Genomic DNA, 24,201 nt, shown 5'->3' on the forward strand with positions numbered 1-24,201 from the left:
TCTGCGATTTTTAACGCTTTAAAAAGCAAGCAAATGATACAGCTTATTAAGTAATTTTTTTTCAAATTTGCAGATTATTAGAAACACATATTAAATGGGTTTATTCAACTTTTTTACGCAAGAGATTGCGATTGACTTAGGTACAGCAAATACCCTGATTATACATAACGATAAAGTGGTTGTAGATGAACCATCAATCGTTGCCTTAGACAGACAAACCAATAAAGTGATTGCCATTGGGCGCCAGGCCATGCAAATGGAAGGTAAAACCCACGAGAAGATCCGCACCGTACGCCCGTTGAAAGATGGCGTAATTGCAGATTTTGACGCTGCGGAGCACATGATCCGCGGGATGATCAAAATGATCAACAAAGGCAAGAGCTGGTTTTTCCCGTCGTTAAGGATGGTAATATGTATCCCATCGGGTATTACCGAGGTTGAAAAACGTGCCGTGCGCGACTCGGCCGAAATTGCAGGTGCCAAAGAGGTTTACCTGATTTACGAACCAATGGCTGCTGCGGTAGGTATTGGTATCGACGTAGAAGAGCCAATGGGTAACATGATCATCGATATCGGTGGTGGTACTACCGAGATTGCGGTTATCGCATTATCGGGTATCGTTTGCGATCAATCGATCCGTGTTGCGGGTGATAACTTTGATGCTGATATCGTTCAGTACATCCGTCGCCAGCACAACATCATGATTGGTGACCGTACTGCTGAGAAGATCAAAATTGAAGTAGGTGCTGCTTTGCCTGAGTTGGCAGATCCGCCGGCTGATTTTGCCGTACAAGGCCGTGACCTGATGACCGGTGTACCAAAACAGATCACCGTATCATATACCGAAATTGCACATTGCCTTGATAAATCAATCTCTAAGATTGAGGAAGCGATATTGAAAGCGTTGGAGATTACTCCACCCGAGCTTTCGGCAGATATTTACCAAACCGGTATTTACTTAACCGGGGGCGGTGCATTGCTGCGTGGTTTAGATAAACGTGTGGCTGCCAAAACCAAACTACCAGTGCACGTAGCCGAAGACCCACTGCGCGCCGTAGTACGTGGTACCGGTACCGCCCTTAAAAATATTGGTAACTTTAAGTTTTTAATGCAATAATATTAGTGGTGAATGAGTGAGTTAGTGAATGAGTGAGTGCTCTCCCAAGTTCATTAACTCACTAATTCACTCCTTCAAAACTCACAACTATTCAGCGGTATGCGTAACCTATTGATCTTCGTCAGCAAGTACAACGCATTTTTCCTGTTCCTGATATTTGAGATAAGTTCGCTGATTATTTACATTAAGTACAATTCTTTTCAGAAGGCTACATTTATCAACAGCTCTAATATGGTTACCGGCAATATTTATGGCCGTGTAAACAAGCTGAACCAATATCTGGCGCTGCGGGAAAGCAACGATAGCTTAATGGCAGAGAATGCACGCTTACGCAATAACTTGCCTTCGTCATTTTATGCCGATACCGCTGCCAAGCATACAGTTACAGATACCCTTTATCATCAACAATACACTTACATTGCTGCCAAGGTAATTAACAATTCGGTTAACCGGGCTAATAATTACATCACCATAAATCGGGGCAGTAACGAAGGTATAGCTAAAGATATGGGCGTTATTTGCAGTTCAGGTTTGGTGGGTATTGTGGTAAATACAACACCGCATTTCTCAACGGTAAGGTCTTTCCTGCATAAGGATACCAAGATCAGCGCTATGGTAACAGATACTAAAGACATTGGCTCCATGATCTGGAGCGATGATCTTGGCCCACACACCGGCTTGCTGATCGATATACCCAACCACGTAAAACCGCGACTTGGTGAACCTGTAGTAACATCGGGTTTCTCTTTATTCCCTCCGGGAATCTCAATCGGTAAAATCAGTAAGCTTAATGCAAAAGGCGGTGGTTTCTTCTTAAATATGGAAGTTAATTTATCTGTCGATTTCAGTCGCCTCGAATATGTATATGTGGTAATTAATAAACTGGCCGTAGAACAAGCTACATTAGAAGCACAGCAAAAGAAAGATGATCAGGACACTAATAATTAATCTTATACGCTTTGTAGCCCTGGTGTTCTTACAGGTTTTCCTGTTGAAGAATTTAACGCTGTATAACCTTTCTACGCCGTACCCTTATATCATATTTATCCTGTTACTACCTTTCGAAACGCCAAACATTCTACTGTTTGCATTATCATTTATACTGGGCTTAACTATTGATGCATTTTATGATACACCCGGCCTGCACGCTGCGGCTTGTGTACTAATGGCTATGGTGCGGGTAATGTTTATCAGCATTACGGTGCAAAAAGATGGCTTTGATAACGAGCCCGAACCTACGCTAAGCGTAATGGGTTTCAGGTGGTTTTTTGCGTATGCATCGGTACTTACTTTGTGTCATCACTTTTTCTTATTCAACCTCGAAGTATTTCGCATCTCCGAAATACAATATACTTTATTACGTTTTATATTAAGTTCGGTTTTTACCATATTTTTAATGCTGATTTCAGGCTTCTTATTTTTCAGGAGTAGAGAACGTAAATGAACAGTTTTTTTGCGCGCCGGTATGTTGTTACCGCAATATTTGTAACCCTATGCCTTACCCTGCTGGTGAGGCTTTTCTATATGCAAATTGTTGAGGACAGGTACTTCCTGGCTTCGAACAATAACGTTATCCGTAAGCTTATCCAGTACCCGGCCCGTGGCCCTATATTAGACCGCAATGGCAAAATATTGGTGCAGAACGAACCCGTTTATGATGTTACCGTAATACCCCACGAGGTTAAGGCATTCGATACCCTTGAGTTTTGCAAAATGATAGGCATCGATAAAGATGGCTTTGATAAACGTTTTGCAAAAGCATATAAATACTCTCCTTACCGTACATCGATATTTGAAAAGCAGCTACCTGCTACCATGTATGCTTCTTTGCAAGAGAAGTTATCTGAATTTCCGGGTTTTTATGTACAGCCACGTACCATTCGTACTTATCCCGATTCAATCGCTGCCCACTTTTTGGGTTACATTGGTGAGGTAACAGATCGTGACATTGAAAAATCACACGGCTATTATCACCCCGGCGATTATATCGGCCGTACCGGTGTAGAGAAAGCTTATGAAGATCTGCTGCGCGGACAAAGAGGGGTAAGAAACGTAATGGTTGATTCGCGCAACGTAAGCAAGGGGCGTTTTGCTAATGGCGCTTATGATACGGTTGCCATCGCGGGCGAACGTTTAATGTCATCACTTGACAGCAAGATCCAAAAGCTTGGCGAGAAGCTGATGAATCATAAGGTAGGCAGTATTGTAGCCATCGAACCGTCAACCGGTGAAATACTGGCTTTTGTGAGCAGCCCTGGTTACGATCCCAACCTGATGGTAGGGCGCGAGCGTGGCAACAACATCAGCAAAATGTACGAAGATCCATATAACCCGCTGTTGATTCGTCCTATACAGGCTTATTACCCACCGGGTTCTTCTTTTAAACCATTGGCAGCTTTAATTGCATTGCAGGAAGGTTTGATAACCCCGCAAACTGGTTTTGAATGTACAGCCACTTATTGGGCCGGTAACCACCCGGTGCATTGCGATGAACGTCATGGTTATACCAACCTGTCGCACGGTATTGCCGAATCATGTAACACCTATTTCTGTAACGTATTTACCGATGTAATGAACCGCAATGGTTCTAAAAACATAAGGACTACTTATACCGATTGGCGCGAGAAGGTTAATAAATTTGGCTTTGGCGTAAAGCTTGATGTGGATTTACCTAACGAGAAAAAAGGTTTTGTACCTACCGCATTGTATTACGATAACAAGTTTCACCAAAACCGTTGGTATTCTACTTCTATCATCTCGTTGGCTATCGGCCAGGGCGAGTTAGAGGCCACACCTTTACAGCTGGCTAATATTGAATGTACCATTGCCAATCACGGCTTTTATTATAAACCACACTTAATTAAATCTATCGGTGACAGAAATGTGGTGCGGGAAGAATTTACGAAGAAAAACTACGTAGGCATCGATCCGCAGTACTTTGAACCGGTAATTGATGGTATGCAACAAGTGGTTGAAGTGGGTACTGCCCATAGTTCAAAAATACCAGGTATTGTAATGTGTGGTAAAACGGGTACAGCGCAAAATCCGCACGGTAAAAATCACTCGATATTTGTGGCCTTCGCTCCGCGCGAGAATCCGAAGATCGCGGTTGCTGTGGTTGTAGAAAACGCCGGTCAGGGCGCATGGTGGGCTGCGCCAATTGCCAGCTATGTAATTGAAGAATACCTGAAAGGCAAAATTGAGCGCCCGCAGGAAGAGTTTAACCGCATCATGAACGCCAACCTGATGCCTGAGCTTCCGGGTGCAAAGCCTGCTCTAAAAATTGTACCCAAGGCTGATAGTTTAAACAAACAAAAAGTTGATACCAGCGCTAAGCCGCAGCAATTAAAATCTGCTTCGCGAAAAAATAAAACTAAGAAAGATTCATCAATGCGTGTGTTAGCCGCCGCCCAAATAAAACGGAAGGACGATGAGCAATAGCAGTACACAACGCGGTTTCTTTTTTAATGTGGATTGGATAACGGTGCTCATCTATCTATGCCTGTGCGCTATCGGCTGGTTTAACATCCACTCGGCAGTATATGATCCCAAACATCCGGGTTTTGTTGATTTTGATACCAATTACGGTAAACAGTTCATCTTCATCATGTCGTCTATTGTGTTGTCGATAGTTATCTTACTGCTCGATAACCGCTTTTTTATCACCTTTGCCTCGGTATTTTATATCATTACAGTTATACTGCTGATAGCCGTACTCGTCGTCGGCCGAAATGTAGGTGGTAACCAGGCCTGGATCCCGTTGGGTACCTTCAGGCTTCAGCCATCCGAATTTGCCAAGGTAACCACGGTATTACTGCTGGCGAGATATCTGAGCGGTACCAATATCCGCATTACCGAATGGAGATCGTTCTTAACAGCCGGAGCCATTATTGGCTTACCCATGTTGTTGATTATGCTACAGCCTGATACTGGATCAACCCTGGTATTTTGCTCGCTGATATTTGTACTTTACCGCGAGGGATTGTCGCCCTACTTTCTGGTTATTATTGGGTTGATGATTGTACTGTTTGTACTCACATTGCTATTGAATCAACTATATTTGGCTATTGGGGTAGTGGCGGTAGGCTTATTAATCATTTGGATATTCAGGCGTTTTAGGCAGGTAATGCTCACGGTATTTATCGGGATGCTCATCTCGGTTACCTTTATCTTCAGCGTAAAATACATTTATCTGCATGTACTTAAGCAGCATCAAAAAGAACGTATCGATATTTTACTGGGTTTGACTTCTGATCTGCGCAAGAAAGGCTATAACGTCAACCAGTCTAAAATAGCCATCGGTTCAGGAAAAATGTGGGGCAAGGGGTATTTAAAAGGCACCCAAACCAAATACTCATTTGTACCCGAGCAAAGCACCGACTTTATTTTCTGCACCGTAGGCGAGGAATGGGGTTTTGCAGGTTCGGTAGCACTCATCAGCTTATACCTTTTCCTGTTACTCCGGCTCCTCATGCTCGCCGAGCGACAGCGGTCGCCTTTCTCCCGTATCTACGGATATGGTGTTGCCTCTGTTCTCTTTTTCCACGTTATCATCAATATTGGGATGACGGTGGGGATAGTGCCGGTTATCGGTATCCCGTTACCTTTCATCAGCTATGGAGGATCATCATTGTGGAGCTTTACTATCCTACTGTTTGTAATGATTAAACTGGATTCGAATAGAATGGGGACATTGGTGCCGAATTAATTTACTTCTTCATCCCATCACGTCATTGCGAGCGATAGCGAAGCAATCTCAGACCGATTTGCAGTAGCTTTCATATTGTAGAAGCTATTATTAATGGGTTGTGCGTTTAATCAACGTCAGTCCCGCTCAATCGCCGCGGGTTGGCTTTTACTTTGGAGCGCCAAAGTAACCAAATCGCTCATCGGCAAAAGGCTTCTTTACGCACGAGGCCATGCCGCACAGTGTTCAGAACAACACAGGCCGGGATCTTTTGCCCGGCGGCTCACGCTCGCTCAATCCAGCCCTTCTGCAAAATCTCCAATGCCTCTTTCCGACGCACAAGGCCATCATTGTTCTGCTCGCTTTGGCCGAAGCTGTTTGCCGTTTAAAGGAGAAGCAAGAACCGAGAGTCAGGAAACAAGATAAAATGAGGAAAAGAAAGCCGTAGGACAATCAAAAGAAGCGGTGGCCCAGACGCAAAAGCGTGGCCGTGTAGTGGACATGTGCGGTGGAGCTTTTTTGCGTCTTGATCTTTTGGTTACTTTTGGATCAAGCCAAAAGTAACAGCCAACCCGCGGCGATTGAGCGGGACTGACGTTGATTATTAGCAGAAACCATTCATAATAGTTTCTGCGTTATTTACTAACAGTGCTGATATGTCTGAGATTGCTTTCCCGAAGTAAATCCGGGACAGGCTGTACCTCGCAATGACGTGCGGGAGTATCCTTTACGCAAACCGTCTCTTTAACAAATCAAAAAACTTCTCATTGGTAGCCGGTTTATCAGCCCAATGGTTTTTTTCTACGTAGTTAGTTTTTAAGAAACGTTCGGCATCGTCGAAGTTATTGAAGCGGTTCAGTATTTCGATGGCTTCGCTGTAGGCCAGGCTGTACCCGTTAAACAGATCGCGTACAAACAGCATCTTATCATTAAGCGAAATGGCCGATTTAAGATCTTTTATTGGCGCTGCAGATGTTACGGGCGTACCGGCATTCGCGGCTGCCTGGGCAGATAATCGTTCGTTAAGTGTTAACGGGCGTTCTGGCTCAACTACAGGTGCCGGTTCGGGAGTTGGTGCCGGTGTATAATTAAGCTGGAAGGTTGGGATAGGAGCAGGTTCGGGCTGAGGTGTAAATACAGGAGGCTCAGGGCTTGGCTCTGGCGTAATGGTTGCAGCCATAGCTTCGGCAACGGTTGGTTGCCCTGGTTCTTCCTCTTTATGGTAGCTCGCGTTGATAGATCCGGCTTCATCCTCATCATTTGATGCCCATGCTTCGGCTTCATCAAGCGTTAGCTCATGGCGAATAGTTTCGGGTTCGGTAGTTCTCATAAATGAGAATGTATCGTGGCCGGTATCCGGTTTAATATCTATTTCAGGAGCAGGTCCGTCTGCTATTTCTATTGGTTGTTCAACGGGTTCAAAAGAAGGGGTGAGTGTTTCTTCCAGATGTTCTTCGGTTTCAATAACCTCTTCTGTTTCCTCATCAATAACTGGCTGGGCGGTTTCTTCTTTAGTTTCCTCCGGCTGATATTGAAACTGGTTTGAAGTATACTCGTCGGCATCTTCCTGCGGCTGTTCCGCAGTTTCAAAATCGAAATGAAAACCACCACCCGGTTCAGGTGCTGCTTCAGGTTCAGCTTCTTTTTCGGTGTGGGTTTCAGGCGTTTCTACATGGAAATATTCTTGCAACGTGGGGTCTTCTTCTTCAGGAGTTTCATCGGCATAAGAAGCAGGCAGTTCAATTACCTCTTCTTGCTCGTTTACTTCCTGCTCAGGTATTTCTTCCACAAAAGCAACGGAAGGTTCAACTATAGTTTCTGGTTCATTAAAACTAATGGTTGGTTCTTCAATAACTTTCGGTTCAAATGTTTGTGCAACTGGTATACTTGCAGGCGCTTGCTCATGTGCGGGTAAGCTTTTTACGAGGGTAGCATTCAGCTTGCGTAATACCTCGAGATGGTCTGACAAGAAATTGGCATTGGCAGCAAAAAGTTCGAGCTCAAGGTCGTCTATGCTATCACCCTGTGTTTTAAGGTATTCGTATTGCTCGTTTAATTCCTGTAAAATATTGCCTATTTTTTTAAATACGTCCTGTTGCCTCATTGGTGTTATGTTAGGAAAATGCTATCCAAAAATAGGATTTAATTCTGATATTAGCAGGCTGTAAAAAGTTATACATGCTGTTCAGTGAAGATGTTTTTAGAAGAAAAAGTGAGCTCGGCGGAAGCATAGAGGTTATCTGCGGGTCTATGTTTTCGGGTAAGACCGAGGAACTGATCAGGCGTTTAAAACGTGCGCAGATTGCAAAGCTTAAGGTAGAGATATTTAAGCCCAAAACCGATGTGCGGTATGATGAAACCAACGTGGTATCGCATAATCAGAATATGATCCCCTCTATCCCGGTAGATCATTCATCTGTTTTATTACTGATGGTTACTGATGATGTTGACGTAATTGGTGTTGACGAAGCCCAGTTTTTCGACGATGAATTACCGAACGTGTGTAACGTACTGGCCAACCGTGGTATCCGCGTTATTGTAGCCGGGTTGGATATGGATTTTAAAGGCAATCCCTTTGGCCCAATGCCCGCTATTATGGCCATGGCCGAGTCTGTTACCAAGGTGTATGCCGTGTGTGTACAATGCGGTAGCCCTGCTCTGTACTCATATCGTTTAGTGCCTGATGGAGCCCGTGTATTACTTGGCGAAAAAGAAAGCTACGAGCCGCGTTGCCGTGCCTGCTTTAATGCCGCTAAGTAAAGCCATTTCAATTTCATAAAATTTAGTAAAGCTGCTTTGTAATACCGGTTTGCGAACAAATTTGCAAGCCGTGGTGTTATATTATTACAATTTAATACCCAAATTATGAGCAGCGTGAAGGTGATAAATGTTTGGCAATGTACGCCAGATACCGAAGAGACATTTGAACAGGAATTAAAAAGGTTGGTTGATACTTCTGTAACCGAAGATGGTTGCATTTCATACGAAATCTATCAACCAAAAGACCAACCCAACGAATATGTGATGATAGAAGAGTGGCAGACTGAAGATGCGCTCGATCTGCACCAAAACTCGGCGCATTACAAACATTTTGTACGCATAGCCCCGGTTTTGCAAAATAAACCTGCCGAAATTAAGCAGCTGGTGAGGCTGGTTTAGGTTGCTATAAATAATTTTTATACAGACTAAAACAAAATAGCCATATCTGGTTGTTATCAAAATGTACTGTTACGCCGTATTAAGGCAATAAACAGTTTTATTGATGCCATAATAAGATCAGCGCCATGCCTAAAAAGATACTCGTTATTGAAGATGATAAAGATATAAGGGATACTATTACCTATGCTTTACAGGCCGAAGGGTATGAAGTTATTTCATCCGAAAATGCCAAGATCTTAAAAACTATTAACGAGATAAAGCCCGATCTGCTTTTACTGGATAACTGGCTTACCGACTGGAAAAGTGATGCCAATGGGCAACAACTGAGCAAAGAGCTGAAAACAAATGCTGCTACCAGCCATATTCCTATCCTGATTATATCGGCAGTGAGCAATATTAAAGAAATTGCCGAAGCCGGCCTGGCTGATGGTTATCTTAAAAAACCATTTGAATTGGACGATTTGAACGCGTTGGTAAAAAAGTTTATCAAGTAAACTATTCGGGCATTTGTAAGTCCATACACTAAGACTTATATTCGTTAACCAATTATTATAAAACCCAATGACGAAGAAATTTACTTTAAGCATAACCATGCTTTTATTTTTTGTGCTATCTGTAAGTGCGCAAAAAGCAGATGCTATTATTGGCAAATGGCTCAATCCATCGGGCGAAGGCCAGGTAGAGATCTACAAAAAAGGCGATAAATATTTCGGCAAGCTGGCCTGGATCAAGTTTCCTAATGATGCTAACGGTAAGCCAAAAACAGACGTTAAAAATCCAGACGAAGCACTAAGAACACGCCCCGAATTAGGTTTGGAGCTTTTAAAAGATTTCACTTTTAACGGCGAAGATGTTTACGAAGGCGGCACCATCTACGACCCTAAAAGCGGCAAAACTTACAGCTGCAAAATGACTATCAACGGTAAAAAACTGAAAATTAGAGGCTATGTAGGTATCTCGCTTTTCGGCCGTACCGAAGAGTGGACCCGGGTGGAATAACATTATGGATGTGCGGTGTGCAGATGTGCAAATGAAAAATCAAAGCACATTGTAAACATCGCATATATGTCGGTATCATTTACACATCTGCACATCTGCATATTCGCACATCCACATATTCACTTCTATGATAATTTGTTGATTTAAAGTGTCATGTAAACATTTTTAGATAAAAATGTTTTTAGAATAATTCTTAATTATATATGTTTGTATTGTAACGTATTTGTTGCGACAGGTACTACCCAATTATAAACAAACTATATGATTAAACCTTTACTTGTACAAACAGGCAAGTACTTTATTGCTTTAACTTTTCTGCTGGCTTTTGCCAAACAAGCCTCGGCCCAAACAGATGCAGACGCGATAATGATCCCCAAAAACTACTTTTGTGCCGGCGCCATGTACGGGCACAGCGACTGGGATCATTACTGGGAAGGTGACTTTAAACGTACCAACGGCAACTTAGGTCATGTAAGTACCCAAATGGGTAGCATAATGGCCAATTATGGTGTTACCGACAAATTTAACATCCTCGTTAACCTGCCTTATGTGGCTACCCATGCTTCGGCAGGTACACTGGCAGGGCAACATGGCTTGCAGGATGCCTCTCTCTTTTTAAAATACATGCCTTTTGAAATACCTGTTGGTAAAGGCGTGATCTCACTTTACGGCATCGCAGGCGTATCAATACCGGCAAGTAATTACCAGGCCGATTTTTTACCCATGTCAATAGGTGCGCACAGTAGAAATACGATGGCCCGTTTCCTGGTAGATTATCAGCGGAGTAATTTCTTTACCACGGCATCTGCAGAGTATATCTATCGAAGCAACATCACTATTGACCGTACAGCGTATTATACTACAGAAGAGCACTATACCAACCAGGTTGACCTGCCGAATGTGATGATATACAACGGCCGTATGGGCTACCGCAGTGAAAGCTGGATTGCAGAGGCCGTTGCTGAAAACTATACCAGTTTAGCCGGCTTCGATATCCGTAAAAACGATATGCCTTTCCCAAGCAATAAAATGAACTGGACCAGCCTGGGCGTAAATTTTAAATACACCTTCAGCAAACCATCTGGTCTCGAACTGACAGCAGGCGGCGATCGCGTAATTAGCGGACGCAACGTTGGCCAAAGCACTACTTTTCATGGCGGCATTTATTACCTGTTCAGCATTAAAAAACAAAAGAAAGAGAAAAAATAACCTTTGCAGGTTTTTTAGGATAGCGATATGAAGAAGAATTTTTACTACTTATTACCTGTACTGGCGGTTGCGGTTGCAACTCTATCGTCATGCAATAAAACTATAGTGGAACGTAATAGTCAGTTCCAGGCACTTTCACCATCAAAGCTCGACTTGAATGCGGATACCTGGAAACCGGTGTTGTTAACCAGTGTTACCCAATTCCCGGTTGCTGCGCCCGATGCCATCAGCTCACCTGCTTACCAGGCTGATCTGAATGAGATCAAAGCTTATCAGCGTGGTATCACTGATGACCAGAAAGCACTAATTGCCTACTGGAGTGCAGGTGCCGTATTGCGTTGGAATGAGATACTGCGCGACCTGGTTGCCAAGCACAACTTACCGCCTTACCAAAATGATGACGGTACTTACCCGGCACCAAGTTCGGCCAATCCGTTTGCTTATCCACAGTTTCCGTTCTCTAATCCACCTTATGCGGCACGTGCTTATGCTTACGTAAGCGCGGTGCAATATGATGCATTGCTTGCAGCCTGGCACTATAAAAATGTATACAACAGGCCTGCGCCGTATAAAAACGATGCTTCAATACAGGCATTAGTGCCAAAATCAGACCTGCCATCGTACCCGAGCGAGGATGCCGTGGTATCAGGCTCGGCTGTTGAAATGTTGAAATTACTTTTCCCTACCGAGATTGCTTATATCGAACAACAGGAAGCTAACCAGAAGTTATACCGTATGATTGCCGGTGCCAACACCCGTGCCGAGTGGGATGCTGGCGAGGCTTTAGGTAAACAAGTTGCAGGGGTATTTGCTGCACGTGCAAGAACGGACGGTACCGGTGCTGCCATTGGTACACCCGCATACTGGCAACAACTGGAAACCCAAACCGCTGCCACCGGCGAAACCCCTTGGATTAGTTTAGAGTATCCAAAACGCCCGCCAATGCTGCCGTTGTTTGGTAAGGTGCTGCCATTCTTATTCCCGGCGTCTACCGTGCCAACATTGCGCCCGTCTCCGCCGCCATCAACCAATTCAGAACAGTTTAAGAAAGAAACTGCCGAAGTATTATCATACAGCAAGAACCCCACCCGCGATAACGAAGCTATCGTAGCCTTCTGGGCCGATGGTGCAGGCACTTATGCGCCTCCGGGCCATTGGGATGCCATCGCTGCCGAAGAATTTGTGAAAGAAAATTATAGCGAAGTACGCTGGGCGCGTAATATGGCTTTGTTAAACATGGCCGAAATGGATGCTGCCATTGTGTGTTGGGATGCCAAATACTTTTACTTTAACCCACGTCCGTCGCAAACAGATGGTAGTATTAAAACATTAACGGGGATACCCAACTTCCCGTCATACACATCGGGCCACTCTAATTTTAGTGGCGCAGCTGCAACATTGTTAACTTATTTGCTGCCCAACAGGGGCACCAAGTTTACAGATATGGCGCAACAGGCTGCCATGTCGCGCTTGTACGGTGCCATACATTACCGTACCGATTGCGAGGTAGGCCTGGTTACCGGCAAAGCAGTTGGTAATTATGCCGTTCAGCGCGCCAAAACAGATGGGGCCGATCAATAGGTTTTACTCATCGATAGCTATCGGGCAAATTATAAATCTTAGAAGCCGCAAGCATTTGCTTGCGACTTTTTTATGCCTTAAAGTATCGCCATGAAATAAATTGATTGTAGATTAGAGAACCAACATTTAATTACCGCATGAATCCCGCTCTAAAATACGCCGCTATATTGATTACTGTGATTTTAACAGCCAATACTTCCAGCGCACAAGGCATTAAAATACTGGAACAAACACAGTCCACAAGCGTCAGAGGCTTGTCAGTAGTTAACGATAAGGTAGCCTGGGTGAGTGGGAGCAAAGGCTATATAGGTTTAACTGTTGATGGCGGCACAACCTGGCAGTGGCAACAGGTAAAGGGTTTTGAGCAAAGTGATTTTAGGGATATAGAAGCATTTTCTGATCAAAAGGCGGTAATTATGAGTTCGGGTATACCGGCATTGATTATGACTACTGCAAACGGCGGGAAAAGCTGGCAGGTAAATTATCGAAATGATGATAAGGCTTACTTTTTAGATGCCATGGCTTTTGCTGATGACAAACATGGCTACACGCTCGGCGACCCTATTAACGGAAAGTTTGTGCTACTGGAGACTAAAGATGGTGGGCATAACTGGAAGTCTATGGCCAATGCCCCGGCAGCTTTACCCAATGAAGCTTGCTTCGCTGCCAGCGGTACTTGCATTGCAGCCGATAAAAACACACTGCAAATTGTTACCGGCGGAAGTGTTAGCCGCTTATTAAGCTGGGATAATAAAGACTGGGTATATCAAGCCCTACCGATATTGCATGGCAAGGAATCGCAAGGGGCTTTTTCATTTGCAGGTGAGAGTAGCACAATGGTTTTTGTGGGAGGCGATTATCAAGATAATCACCGTGCAGATTCGGTAGCTTATGTGGCAAATTTTTGTTGCGATGTGACAAAAGCAGGCTTTCCACAGCGGTCGCCTGCTGGTTTTCAGTCGTGTGTAAACTGGTTGGGCGGTAGTAATTTCATATCAACCGGCACCTCCGGCACCAACCTTTCAACTGATGGTGGTAACACCTGGGCCCGCATAAACGATGAAAGTTTTAATGTTTGCCAACAAGCGAAGCACGGTAAATTGGTATTGTTGGCAGGCGATAAGGGTAAAATAGCATTGTACGAACCGTATTTGCCTCATAATTAGCAATTAATAAAAACTTTAAAATATTTGCAAATTTAGCTTGCAGGAAAAACTCAATAATCCTATATTTGCACCACTTTAACGGAAACGTTAAATGATTCCGTAGCTCAGCTGGTAGAGCATTACACTTTTAATGTAGTGGTCCTGGGTTCGAATCCCAGCGGGATCACAGAAAGCCTCTCAGAAATGAGGGGCTTTTGTCGTTTTAAAAATTAGCTGATGCTTAATTTTCAGTCTTTATAATAAAGGCAACTATATCATTTGGCACCCAATTTCTGAGTTCATCTATCTCAGAATCATCTTTACATTCAATTAAAAGACCGGTATTTATTCTGCCAGAATGTGGCTTTACTACACTTTCTATACTAATAATTTTTCTGTATCTAATTGTTTCAAATGCAACAATTTCAATTTGGTCACCTGTAGAAACAAGTCCATCAGTTATATATCCGGCCAATACGAGCCCTCTCCCGGTAATTTTAAAGGTATCGGCAATTATATATTTCGCTGTCGGCTGATGTGTGGTATTGATAATGTATGCTTTAGCAACAGATTCTGCTTTTTCTCTTGCCGCCTCCCCGCTAAAAAAGTTTTCTTTATACTCGTTTGAATAGTCAATTGTTATTTCATTCCGCATCATATCATAAACAGCCCACCACCACTGATCTTCATCCATCCACTCGGCTCTAAGCATTAATCCAGCCCATATTGCGGTACAATCATCCAAAAGATCGCCGGTCCATACAATGGTCTCAAGCGCTAAAGCCTTTCTTAACTCACTATTCATTTTTTTTGATTTAACTGATTGTAAAAATCATTAATGAATTAAATAGATAGGAAACATTTGTAGGTATTCTCTCACACCTCCGCCCTTGTCCTTTTATTAATCAAATTAACAGCGTCGTCCAATTCTTGCGATGATGCATACAGGTACTCGATCAAGGTGCTCAACTCATCAGATGGGTTGGGGTATTCTTTAATCATACGGGCCAGGGCCAGGATGTTGGAGAGGGGGCGCCTTACCTCGTGCGAGTTAATCCACGCAATTTCTTCCAGCTGTTCGTTGCGGCTCACCAGTTCTTGCTCGTACCGTTTCTGCTTGTCAATATCCTGCATGGCGCCAATCAAGCGAATGGGTTCACCGGCTTTGTTAAAAACCGAAAGGCCCCGGTCCCTAACATATTTTATAGTCCCGTCTGCGCACCTGAAGCGATATTCTAATATCCAGTCTTTTTGTTTATTGGCTATTACGTCAGCAAAAAAATGCTGAACCTTGTCCCTGTCTGCATAGTAAACATCGGTCATGTCATTAAAATCATACGGCCGGTTTTCTTCAGTGTAACCATAAATTTCTTCAAACCCCTCCATCCAGGTAATTTTGTTCTCCAGCAGATCATAATCCCATATCACATCGTGTGTTGCCTGGTTTACGGCTTCGTACAAATGCAATAATTCGCCAATCCGTTTCTCATTTTTAATGTTTTCATCTATGTCGGTAATCATTACCAGTACAGCATCTTCTTTTATCAGCGGGATGCTATGGAAGTTAAACCTTACATAAAATTTTTCACCATTCTTTTTTTGATGCAAAGCTATGCCTGATTCGTCGGGTTCTTTTTCTTTGACTACATACCGTTTAAACTCCTCGTGATCTTCTTCAGGCCTTATATCGAGAGCTGTCATTTTCGAGAACTCTTTTTCGGTATAGCCATAAAGTTTAACCATTGCTTTGTTTACATTCAGAATTTTTAAGCTGCCCTTTGCCATAATATAAATAGCAAGCGGGCTGCCATTAAAAAGATTCTGGTAGCTCGAGGTTGCTATATGTACACTTTTAAAGTAAAATCTAATGGATAAACCGAATAGGAAGGCGATAATGGTTAACAATAATAAAGTTCTTTCGAGTGAGGTTTGGTGGAGGGTACTGTATCCTAAAATAGTAAGCATGGCTATTGTGAATAAAACAAATAGCACAATTTGGAGCGGCGAAGGTTTATTCATAAACAATGAAATAGGCTATCCTAAAGTACATATAATATTGTTATAAAATTAATCGGTGGTTAATCTGTTTGTTTGTGTGTCTTTTTTCTGCCACTAAATCAGGGAGTTTTACAAACTATTGCAAAAAGCTTTAAAAGTTTCAATGATTTTTCTATCTTTGCACCTCTTTATCGGAAACGATAATGATTCCGTAGCTCAGCTGGTAGAGCATTACACTTTTAATGTAGTGGTCCTGGGTTCGAATCCCAGCGGGATCACAAAAAGGGAACAGTCAATTTTTGATTGTTCCCTTTTTTTATGCCCATAAGAATTGCACAGGTAAGCTATTGCCAGGTAGTAAAAAGTAGCCCAAAATTTACCGGGTCAATATTAAAACCACACAAAGTATCCAAAGCCAATTTAGAAGTGCGTAATCTGCTGTAATGCAATGTTTTTGGCAAGTAAGAAGTGGTTAGTTACAATGGAATTAGCATGGTATTTAATGCAAATTTGTAAAAGTAATAAGATCACAAGGTGCAATATGAAGGGCTATAATTTTTAATGAAACGAAGATGAAAAATGCTTGTGGTTGGGGTTAGAGCCGCAACATGATATATCTTTAATAAAAATTAGGCTCTTGCAAACATAATAACACATTATATTATATTTGCCGTACATATGGAAAATAATTTGGCCACTTTTAAAGGCAAGACGCTAATGATAACTGGCGGGACAGGCTCATTTGGCAACGCGGTATTGAATAGATTTTTGCAATCGGACTTGGCTGAAATAAGGATTTTTAGCCGCGATGAAAAAAAACAAGAGGATATGCGTATCCACTATAAAAATAACAAATTAAATTTCATTATCGGAGATATAAGAGACTTTCAAAGCATTAATTCTGCAATGGCTGGCGTGGATTTCCTTTTTCATGCTGCTGCTTTAAAGCAAGTCCCCTCTTGCGAGTTTTATCCTATGCAGGCAATTCAAACCAATATTATTGGTGCAGAAAATGTGATGGAAGCTGCAGCCATTAATAAGGTAAAACGAGTGGTCGTACTTAGTACTGATAAAGCCGTATATCCGATTAACACCATGGGAATGAGTAAAGCTCTTATGGAAAAACTTGCTGTCTCTAAAGCAAGAGATCCAAAGGTGAGAGCCAATGATTCTGTTATTTGTGCTACACGCTATGGAAACGTTATGTGCTCACGCGGATCAATCATCCCGTTGTTTATTAAACAGATCAAAGAAGGTAATCCATTGACAGTTACAGATCCAAATATGACGCGATTTATGATGTCATTGGAAGATTCTGTTGACTTAGTTCTTTTTGCTTTTGAAAATGCACAACCGGGGGATATTTTTGTACAGAAATCTCCGGCAACCACTATCTTAACATTAGCTACCGCACTTAAGGAGTTATTTAATGCCAATAATGAAATTAATATTATTGGCCCACGCCACGGTGAGAAACTTTATGAGACGCTTTGTGGTAAAGAAGAAATGGCGAAAGCGTTGGATATGGGTGATTTTTACAAAGTCCCGGCAGATTATAGAGATCTTAACTATACAAAATATGTACAGGAAGACGGTCCAACTTTAGTTGATTTTGAATATAATTCTCACAATACGAAAAGATTGGATTTAGATGCAACGAAACAATTGTTGTTATCACTTGATTATGTACAAAATGAACTTAAAGATTTATAATTATGCTTCCCTTAGTTAAGCCTTTTTTGCCACCAAAAGAGGTGTTAATGCCTCAATTGGAGCAGATATTGTACAGTGGTTATATTGCCGAAGGCGAAGCTGTGTATGAGTTTGAAAGAAACTTCGCAAATTTTGTATCCAATCCGCATACTGTTTCCCTCAATTCGGGCACAGCAGCATTGCACATTGCGTTGTTACTTGCCGGGGTTGGCTCTGGTGACGAAGTAATTAGCACTGTACTTACTGCCGAACCTACTAACGTGGCCATTAAATTGGTTGGCGCCAAAGTTATTTGGGCTGATGTAGATATAAATACAGGATTGCTTGACCCGGTTTCTGTTCGAAGTAAAATTACGGCAAAAACCAAAGCAATAATGATTGTTCACTATGCTGGTATGGTGGCCGATCTGGATGAATTTAAAAAGTTATCAGAGGAATTTAATATTCCTGTTATTGAAGATGCTGCACACGCGCTTGGATCCAAATATAATGGGCAGGTTGTAGGATCTATATCGCCTTATACCATATTCTCTTTTCAAGCCATAAAGCATCTTACCACCATTGATGGAGGAATGCTAACGCTAAAAACCGAAGAGCAACAACACAATGCGAAACTTTTACGTTGGTTTGGGCTTGATAAGATGAAACCCCGGTTAGAAAATGATATCAAGTTTCCGGGTTACAAATATCACATGAATAATGTAAATGCTACTGTTGGTTTGGTGCAGCTTAAATATATTCAGGATGTTATTGATAAGCACATAGCTAACGGATTATATTTTGACAAAGAGTTAGCAAATACAGCAGGAGTAGAGCTTTTACATTATTATCCAAAGAGTGAGGCTTCATACTGGTTGTATACCCTTAAAGTTGAAAACCGTGATGCCTTTATCAAGATGTTAGCGGCGAACGGCATTTCTGCTTCAGAACTACATTTACGTAATGACAGGCACTCAATTTTTGCAGAATCCAAAACTGATTTACCTGCTTTTGAACAGTTTTATAAAAAAATGGTACACATTCCATGTGGTTGGTGGGTAAGCAAAGAAGATCGCGAAAAAATAACAGATCTCATTAAAAAGGGTTGGTAATATGATACCTATTTTTAAACCCTATATGCCGCCGGCTTTACCAGAGTTGAATGATATTTTATATTCAGGAAATCTGTCTTACGGCAAATGGGGTAAGCAATTTGAAAGCAAGCTGAGCAGCTATATAGGTGCAGAGTACGTAATGGTAACTAACTCTTATAACTCTGCAATGCTGATTATGCTTACAACACTGGGCTTATCGCCAGGCGACGTTGTATTAGCATCGCCTATGAGCTGTTTGGCTTCTAATCAACCATTTATAACTCAAAATTTGAAAGTAAAATGGGTTGATATTGATCCGGCCACCGGATCAATGGATCCTGATAGCCTTGTAAAAGCAATTGATAGTAATTGCAAGGCTATTTTTCATAACCATTTTTGCGGTACACCTGGTTATATTGATGAGATCAACAAAATAGCTTCTGAGCATGGCTTGGTAGTGGTTGATGATTGTATTGAAGCTTTCGGGTCGAAATATAAAGGTAAAATGATGGGTAATGTAGGTACAGATGCATCTGTATTTTCATTTCAAACCGTAAGGTTACCAAATACAGTTGATGGTGGTGCTATCGCATTCAAAAGTGCTAAAATGTTTGAGCGCGCTCTGCGTATTCGTGATTATGGTATTAACCGTGCCACATTTAGAGATTGTTATAACGAAATAAGTGTCGATTCGGATATTGAAATAGGCGGATATGGAGCTCTAATGCCCGAAATCAATTCTTATATCGGCTATGAACAGATGGGAGACCTGCCGTTGCTTATTAGCAAACAACGCGAAAATGCAGTTAAATGGCAATCGTACTTAACTGCTAAATATCCAAATGACAAAATTATAGGTTTTAGTGAAGATATAGATCCTAATTTTTGGGTAATAGGTTTGTTGTGTAACAATAAGCAAGAATCACTAAAACATTTTAGAAATATTGGATATTACGCTACCGGTGTTCACATTAGTAATAACCATTACTCGGTTTTTGGCGATCAGCAATATTTAGCTGGTGTAAGTGACTTTGAAAACAAATTTTTGGCATTGCCAACGGGATGGTGGATAGAAGATTTATCGTTTGATTAATGAATATCGGAAAAAATAATACTATATCAGCAACAACATTAATTCCTAATTTTGTTGAAATGGGTGATTTTAACAGAATAGGGGCAAACGTAACTATTCAAGCTGTTAAGGGCGCTAAAAACCCCAAACTTATTATCGGCGATTGTAATATCATTAATGATAATGTAAAAATACTTGTAGGTGATGAAGGGGTATTTATTAAGGATTGGAATGTGATTCATAATAATATATTCATAATTGGTGAGCGTAAAGTAGAGATTGGTCATAACGGATGGTTTGGTCAACATACGATATTAGACGGAAGCGGAGGTTTATCAATTGGAAATGGGGTTCGCATCGGCATGTATTCTCAAATCTGGACTCATGTGGCAAGTGGAGAGCAATTAGAAGGTTGTGTGTTATATGCTCAAAGAGGCACTATCATTCATGACGATGTATGGTTAGTGGGAAGTTGTATTGTGGGTTCCGGAATTGTATTGGCAAAGCGTAGCATTTGTTTGATAAATTCTCTTTTGACGAAAGATACTATTGAAGGAAAGGTATATTCAGGATCGCCTGCAAAAGTTATGGAAAAAATCAATTTTTATAAAAAAGTTGATATAGCTGACAAATATAATATGATGTATAACTGGGCTAATGAATTTGCAAATAGCAACCAAGATATAACAGTTGAAAGAACATCTACAGAAATGATTGTAATCACGAACAAGCTATCAGAAAAGATAATTTTTACAAGTATCGATCATCTTGATACGGATTTGGACCCCTTGGTTACAGTGTTTAATATGCAAACAAAAACTTTCAAAAAGAAAAAGAGCATATTAGAAATGGAATTCTATGCCTTTATTTATAATAATAAAGCACGATTTATACCTATTAATTAAATATTACAATGATAGAAAAAAGCAATTTCTTAGATAATTTCAAAGAATTATTTGAAGAGACATCTCCTGACCAAATAACCTTTCAAAGTCATTTCAGAGATCTGGATGAGTGGAGCTCATTAATAGTATTGTCATTGATAGTTCAATTTGAAGATAATTACAACGTAAAATTAAATCTAGAAAAAATAGAATCAGCAGTTACTGTGGAAGATTTATATCAATTAACTCAGTAAAATGTCAATAGATTACAATTTTAATGAAAAGCATTTATTGATTACAGGCTGTACTTCTGGAATTGGACAGCAGTGCGCTTGGGACTTAAACAAATTTAATGCTACGTTATCAGTAACTGGCAGAAGTTCGGAAAAATTTGTAAAAACGAAAGAGAAACTTAAGTCTGGTTCATACAATGCTTTTATTGGTGATTTAACGAACAGTGAATTTATTGATGATTTAGTAAAAGATGTTAAACCTTTGGATGGGTTAGTTCTATCGGCAGGTATAGTTGATTATACTCCGGTAAAATTAATTAGTAAACAAAGAATAAGAAATGTATTTGATTTAAATTTCGAGGCCAACGTTTTATTAATTCAAAAATTATTATTGAAAAAAAAGATAAATAATTCAGCATCTATAGTTATCATTTCTTCTATATCAAACAAACTTGGGATTCCTGGAACTGCGCTTTATGCGGCTTCAAAAGCGGCAATTAGCGCCTATGCGAAAGTTTTGTCAAGCGAGTTGTCATCAAAAAAAATACGAGTTAATACAGTAGTTCCTGGTGTTATTAAAACAGAATTAATTACAAATAAGGGAGTAATTAGCGTTGAGGAGTTTAATAAGGATGAAAATGCTTATCCTTTAGGATATGGTACTGTTGAAGATGTCTCAAATCAAATAATGTATTTATTGTCAGATGCCTCGAAGTGGGTGACTGGGTCTGAATTTGTTCTTGACGGCGGCTATTTGCTTAAATAAAATGAATAAAGCGTATATAAAATATATAGAATATTATTTACCTGATGCAATATTGGATAATAATACTCTTAATGAGGAATTTCCATCTTGGTCGGCTGATAAAATTTCGGCGAAGACCGGCATTTATCAGAGACATATTGCCGCTCCAGATGAATTTGCCTCTGATATGGCGATTAAAGTTGCTGAAAAACTAATAGTAAATAATAATATTGATCGATCTGAGATTGATTTTATTCTTTTATGTACACAAAGCCCTGATTACTTTTTGCCAACTACAGCATGTATAGTACAAAACAAACTTAATATCCCATCTAGCGCAGGAGCATTAGATTTTAATCTGGGGTGTTCTGGATATGTATATGGGTTAGCTTTAGCAAAAGGATTAATAGTTTCCAATATTGCTAAAAATGTATTGTTAATTACATCTGAAGTATACTCTAAATTTATCCATGAAAAGGATAAATCAAATCGGACTATTTTTGGTGACGGCGCAAGCGCTACATTGATAAGTAACAGTGGGTTATGTGAAATAGGAGAATTTGATTTAGGTACTGATGGTTCGGGTGCTAACAATTTAATAGTAAAAGAAGGTGCTACCCGGTATCCCGAAAGGGGAAATACAGAAACCATTGATAGTTTTGGGAATGTTCATGCGCCCGCCTGCCTTTATATGAATGGCCCTGAAATTTTTACATTTACGTCAAGAGCTGTTCCTGAATTAATTAATAATACATTAAATAAAAATAACCTTTCATTAGCTAAAATTGACTTGCATATTTTTCATCAGGCTAATCAATTTATGCTTGAGCACTTAATGAAAAAAATTGGAATAGATAGAGATCGTTTTTTTATCTATTTAAAGGAATGCGGGAATACTGTATCTTCAACTATACCAATTGCTTTGAAAAATGCTATAGAGGGAAAAATTAAAAAAGGCGACAACGTTCTGCTAGCTGGCTTCGGTGTAGGGTACTCATGGGGAGCAACTATCCTCTTTTTTTGAGAAACACTTAATATGTTCAAAAACATCATTGCCAATATTGCAGGCAAGTTTTGAATCATTTATCAATTACCCTTTTTATACCAATTTACGTTGGCCTAAAAATTATTCGGTAATTAAGCTTCTCTCTGGTATTACCTGGCCTCTTGACTATAATTGACACTTGTCATACCGATACATTATCAAAATATAACTTCAAAGGTTTGGCATAAAGTTGAGAGGTTTTAATCGGCGATAGTTATAGTGAAACTATCTTAAAACAAACAATCAATAATGAGAAAAGTAATAGTAATTGGATCTGGTATTTCTGGATTAAGTATTTCTAGAATGTTGGCAGAAGACAATGAAGTCGAAATTTTAGAACGTGATGAATTGCATGGTGGGTTAATAAAATGTAAAAGAATAGACGGTAATTTATTCCATCTTGTTGGCGGTCATGTTTTTAATAGCCGAAACCAAGCTGTTTTGGATTGGTTCTGGAAACATTTTGACAGGCAGAATGAATTCATTAAAGCGAATAGGAATGCTAAAATATTAATGGGGGATGCAGTAATTGGTTATCCTATTGAAAATTATTTATATCAGCTACCTGAGCAACAGGCAATTATTGTATTAAATGAATTGCTTGATAAGTTATCCAGTGGTGTAAGAGATGTAGGTGATTACGCAAATTTCAAAGATTTCCTTATAGGAAATTTCGGTGAGGAGCTTTACAACATATACTTCGGGCCTTACAATACTAAAATATGGAATACTGATTTATCAAAGGTCCCACTTGAATGGCTTGAAGGTAAACTACCTATGCCAAAGTTACGGGAAGTAATACTTAGTAATGTGGTTAGGCAGGAAGAAACTACAATGGTTCATTCCACATTCTATTACCCCTGTAAAAACGGATCGCAATTTATTGTAGATCGATTAGCTGAAGGTTTATCAATTAATAAGTCGTATGATGTTCAGTCGATAGAATATTTAGATGAATATAAACTTTCTGTTAATAATGGCGATAAGATTGTTGATTCTATTGTTTACTGTGGAGATGTAAGGAAACTACATAATATAATTAAAATTAATGACTCGGCTTTACAAAAAGCTCTTATAGATATTTCCAATTTGGTTTCTAATGGTACTTCAAACATACTTTGTGAAACAGATGCTGATGATATTTCGTGGCTGTATTTACCAGAAGAAAGATTTAAAGCTCATCGAATTATCTACACAGGTAACTTTAGTGACTCGAACAATGGTGGCACGGCTCGTAAAACATGCGTGGTTGAGTTTTCAGGTAAACAGAATCAGGATGATATGATTAAAGAATTAGCTTTATTACCGGGCAATTTAGTGCCTCTTGCATTTAATTATGAACCAAATTCATACATTATACAAGGAGAGGAAACCAGAGAGAAGATATTATTGTTGAAAAAACTATTGAAGCCATATCGCATCTTTTTGTTAGGAAGATTTGCAGAATGGGAATATTACAACATGGATAAATGTATAGAGGCCGCAATGGATTTAAAAAGGCTTAACTTTTAATATTCTTATTCTTGAAAGATAGCTTAAAT

General features: G+C 40.4%; 23 protein-coding genes and 2 tRNA genes. 22 read left to right on the top strand and 3 right to left on the bottom strand.

Annotation, left to right across the window (positions count from 1 at the left end; translation table 11 throughout):
* The first annotated feature begins 94 nt into the window (after positions 1-94).
* The 5 genes from PQO05_RS04225 (at position 95) to rodA (ending at position 5,825) form a co-directional block, all read left to right on the top strand.
* Complete coding sequence (locus PQO05_RS04225) at positions 95-1,117, top strand: rod shape-determining protein (RefSeq protein WP_074487496.1); 1,023 nt, start codon at positions 95-97, stop codon at positions 1,115-1,117.
* Positions 1,118-1,216: 99 nt separating this feature from the next.
* Positions 1,217-2,065, top strand: a complete 849-nt coding sequence (gene mreC / locus PQO05_RS04230) for a rod shape-determining protein MreC (RefSeq protein ID WP_273631412.1) — start codon at positions 1,217-1,219, stop codon at positions 2,063-2,065.
* Positions 2,043-2,561: a rod shape-determining protein MreD gene (locus PQO05_RS04235; RefSeq protein ID WP_273631413.1), complete on the top strand. Its 519-nt coding sequence runs from the start codon at positions 2,043-2,045 to the stop codon at positions 2,559-2,561. The genes mreC and PQO05_RS04235 overlap by 23 nt, the downstream gene beginning before the upstream one ends.
* Entirely contained in the window at positions 2,558-4,558 is a 2,001-nt protein-coding gene (gene mrdA, locus PQO05_RS04240; protein WP_273631414.1) for a penicillin-binding protein 2, read from the top strand. The genes PQO05_RS04235 and mrdA overlap by 4 nt, the downstream gene beginning before the upstream one ends.
* Complete coding sequence (gene rodA, locus PQO05_RS04245) at positions 4,548-5,825, top strand: rod shape-determining protein RodA (protein WP_273631415.1); 1,278 nt, start codon at positions 4,548-4,550, stop codon at positions 5,823-5,825. The genes mrdA and rodA overlap by 11 nt, the downstream gene beginning before the upstream one ends.
* Before the next feature lie 706 nt (positions 5,826-6,531).
* On the opposite strand, the gene PQO05_RS04250 is transcribed toward rodA, so the two are convergent.
* On the bottom strand, positions 6,532-7,908 hold the full coding sequence (locus PQO05_RS04250; protein ID WP_273631416.1) for a hypothetical protein: 1,377 nt from the start codon (positions 7,906-7,908) through the stop codon (positions 6,532-6,534).
* 74 nt (positions 7,909-7,982) lie between these two features.
* Between PQO05_RS04250 and PQO05_RS04255 the strand changes: the two genes are divergently transcribed.
* The 8 genes from PQO05_RS04255 to PQO05_RS04290 all read left to right on the top strand — a co-directional run bounded on the left by PQO05_RS04255 (position 7,983) and on the right by PQO05_RS04290 (position 14,084).
* Positions 7,983-8,564, top strand: a complete 582-nt coding sequence (locus tag PQO05_RS04255) for a thymidine kinase (RefSeq protein WP_273631417.1) — start codon at positions 7,983-7,985, stop codon at positions 8,562-8,564.
* A gap of 105 nt (positions 8,565-8,669) precedes the next feature.
* Positions 8,670-8,963 carry a putative quinol monooxygenase gene (locus tag PQO05_RS04260; protein WP_273631418.1) on the top strand — a complete coding sequence of 98 codons (294 nt, stop codon included), beginning with the start codon at positions 8,670-8,672 and terminating at the stop codon, positions 8,961-8,963.
* Positions 8,964-9,088: 125 nt separating this feature from the next.
* The gene (locus tag PQO05_RS04265) at positions 9,089-9,457 is read left to right on the top strand and encodes a response regulator (protein WP_273631419.1); all 369 of its coding nucleotides are present in this window, start codon (positions 9,089-9,091) and stop codon (positions 9,455-9,457) included.
* Between the two features lie 67 nt (positions 9,458-9,524).
* Positions 9,525-9,962, top strand: a complete 438-nt coding sequence (locus tag PQO05_RS04270; RefSeq protein ID WP_273631420.1) for a DUF2147 domain-containing protein — start codon at positions 9,525-9,527, stop codon at positions 9,960-9,962.
* Between the two features lie 261 nt (positions 9,963-10,223).
* Positions 10,224-11,171, top strand: a complete 948-nt coding sequence (locus PQO05_RS04275) for a hypothetical protein (protein WP_273631421.1) — start codon at positions 10,224-10,226, stop codon at positions 11,169-11,171.
* Positions 11,172-11,198: 27 nt separating this feature from the next.
* Positions 11,199-12,752, top strand: coding sequence for a vanadium-dependent haloperoxidase (locus PQO05_RS04280; protein WP_273631423.1), 1,554 nt, complete (start codon positions 11,199-11,201; stop codon positions 12,750-12,752).
* A 137-nt stretch (positions 12,753-12,889) separates the two neighbouring features.
* A complete protein-coding gene (locus tag PQO05_RS04285) occupies positions 12,890-13,918 on the top strand; it encodes a WD40/YVTN/BNR-like repeat-containing protein (protein WP_273631424.1) in 1,029 nt (342 codons plus the stop codon).
* A 93-nt stretch (positions 13,919-14,011) separates the two neighbouring features.
* Positions 14,012-14,084, top strand: a tRNA-Lys gene (locus PQO05_RS04290).
* A gap of 54 nt (positions 14,085-14,138) precedes the next feature.
* Here the strand turns inward: PQO05_RS04290 and PQO05_RS04295 are convergent.
* Both PQO05_RS04295 and PQO05_RS04300 read right to left on the bottom strand, forming a co-directional pair.
* Positions 14,139-14,702 carry a hypothetical protein gene (locus tag PQO05_RS04295; protein ID WP_273631425.1) on the bottom strand — a complete coding sequence of 188 codons (564 nt, stop codon included), beginning with the start codon at positions 14,700-14,702 and terminating at the stop codon, positions 14,139-14,141.
* A gap of 71 nt (positions 14,703-14,773) precedes the next feature.
* Positions 14,774-15,916, bottom strand: coding sequence for a PAS domain S-box protein (locus PQO05_RS04300; protein ID WP_273631426.1), 1,143 nt, complete (start codon positions 15,914-15,916; stop codon positions 14,774-14,776).
* 184 nt (positions 15,917-16,100) lie between these two features.
* On the opposite strand from PQO05_RS04300, the gene PQO05_RS04305 reads away from it, so the two are divergent.
* The 9 genes from PQO05_RS04305 (at position 16,101) to PQO05_RS04345 (ending at position 24,172) form a co-directional block, all read left to right on the top strand.
* A tRNA-Lys gene (locus PQO05_RS04305) sits at positions 16,101-16,173 on the top strand.
* A gap of 400 nt (positions 16,174-16,573) precedes the next feature.
* Positions 16,574-17,608 (top strand): polysaccharide biosynthesis protein, encoded by a 1,035-nt coding sequence (locus PQO05_RS04310; RefSeq protein WP_273631427.1) that lies wholly within the window; start codon positions 16,574-16,576, stop codon positions 17,606-17,608.
* 2 nt (positions 17,609-17,610) lie between these two features.
* On the top strand, positions 17,611-18,699 hold the full coding sequence (locus PQO05_RS04315; protein WP_273631428.1) for a DegT/DnrJ/EryC1/StrS family aminotransferase: 1,089 nt from the start codon (positions 17,611-17,613) through the stop codon (positions 18,697-18,699).
* 1 nt (position 18,700) lies between these two features.
* Positions 18,701-19,774: a DegT/DnrJ/EryC1/StrS family aminotransferase gene (locus PQO05_RS04320; RefSeq protein WP_273631429.1), complete on the top strand. Its 1,074-nt coding sequence runs from the start codon at positions 18,701-18,703 to the stop codon at positions 19,772-19,774.
* Positions 19,774-20,658, top strand: a complete 885-nt coding sequence (locus tag PQO05_RS04325; protein ID WP_273631430.1) for an LbetaH domain-containing protein — start codon at positions 19,774-19,776, stop codon at positions 20,656-20,658. Before PQO05_RS04320 ends, PQO05_RS04325 begins: the two co-directional genes overlap by 1 nt.
* Before the next feature lie 8 nt (positions 20,659-20,666).
* Entirely contained in the window at positions 20,667-20,891 is a 225-nt protein-coding gene (locus PQO05_RS04330; protein ID WP_273631431.1) for an acyl carrier protein, read from the top strand.
* Between the two features lies 1 nt (position 20,892).
* Positions 20,893-21,636 (top strand): SDR family NAD(P)-dependent oxidoreductase, encoded by a 744-nt coding sequence (locus tag PQO05_RS04335; RefSeq protein WP_273631432.1) that lies wholly within the window; start codon positions 20,893-20,895, stop codon positions 21,634-21,636.
* 1 nt (position 21,637) lies between these two features.
* Positions 21,638-22,639 (top strand): 3-oxoacyl-ACP synthase III family protein, encoded by a 1,002-nt coding sequence (locus PQO05_RS04340; protein ID WP_273631433.1) that lies wholly within the window; start codon positions 21,638-21,640, stop codon positions 22,637-22,639.
* 270 nt (positions 22,640-22,909) lie between these two features.
* Positions 22,910-24,172: a protoporphyrinogen/coproporphyrinogen oxidase gene (locus tag PQO05_RS04345; RefSeq protein ID WP_273631434.1), complete on the top strand. Its 1,263-nt coding sequence runs from the start codon at positions 22,910-22,912 to the stop codon at positions 24,170-24,172.
* Positions 24,173-24,201: the final 29 nt, after the last annotated feature.

The sequence above is a fragment of the Mucilaginibacter jinjuensis genome (assembly GCF_028596025.1).
Lineage (GTDB): Bacteria > Bacteroidota > Bacteroidia > Sphingobacteriales > Sphingobacteriaceae > Mucilaginibacter > Mucilaginibacter jinjuensis.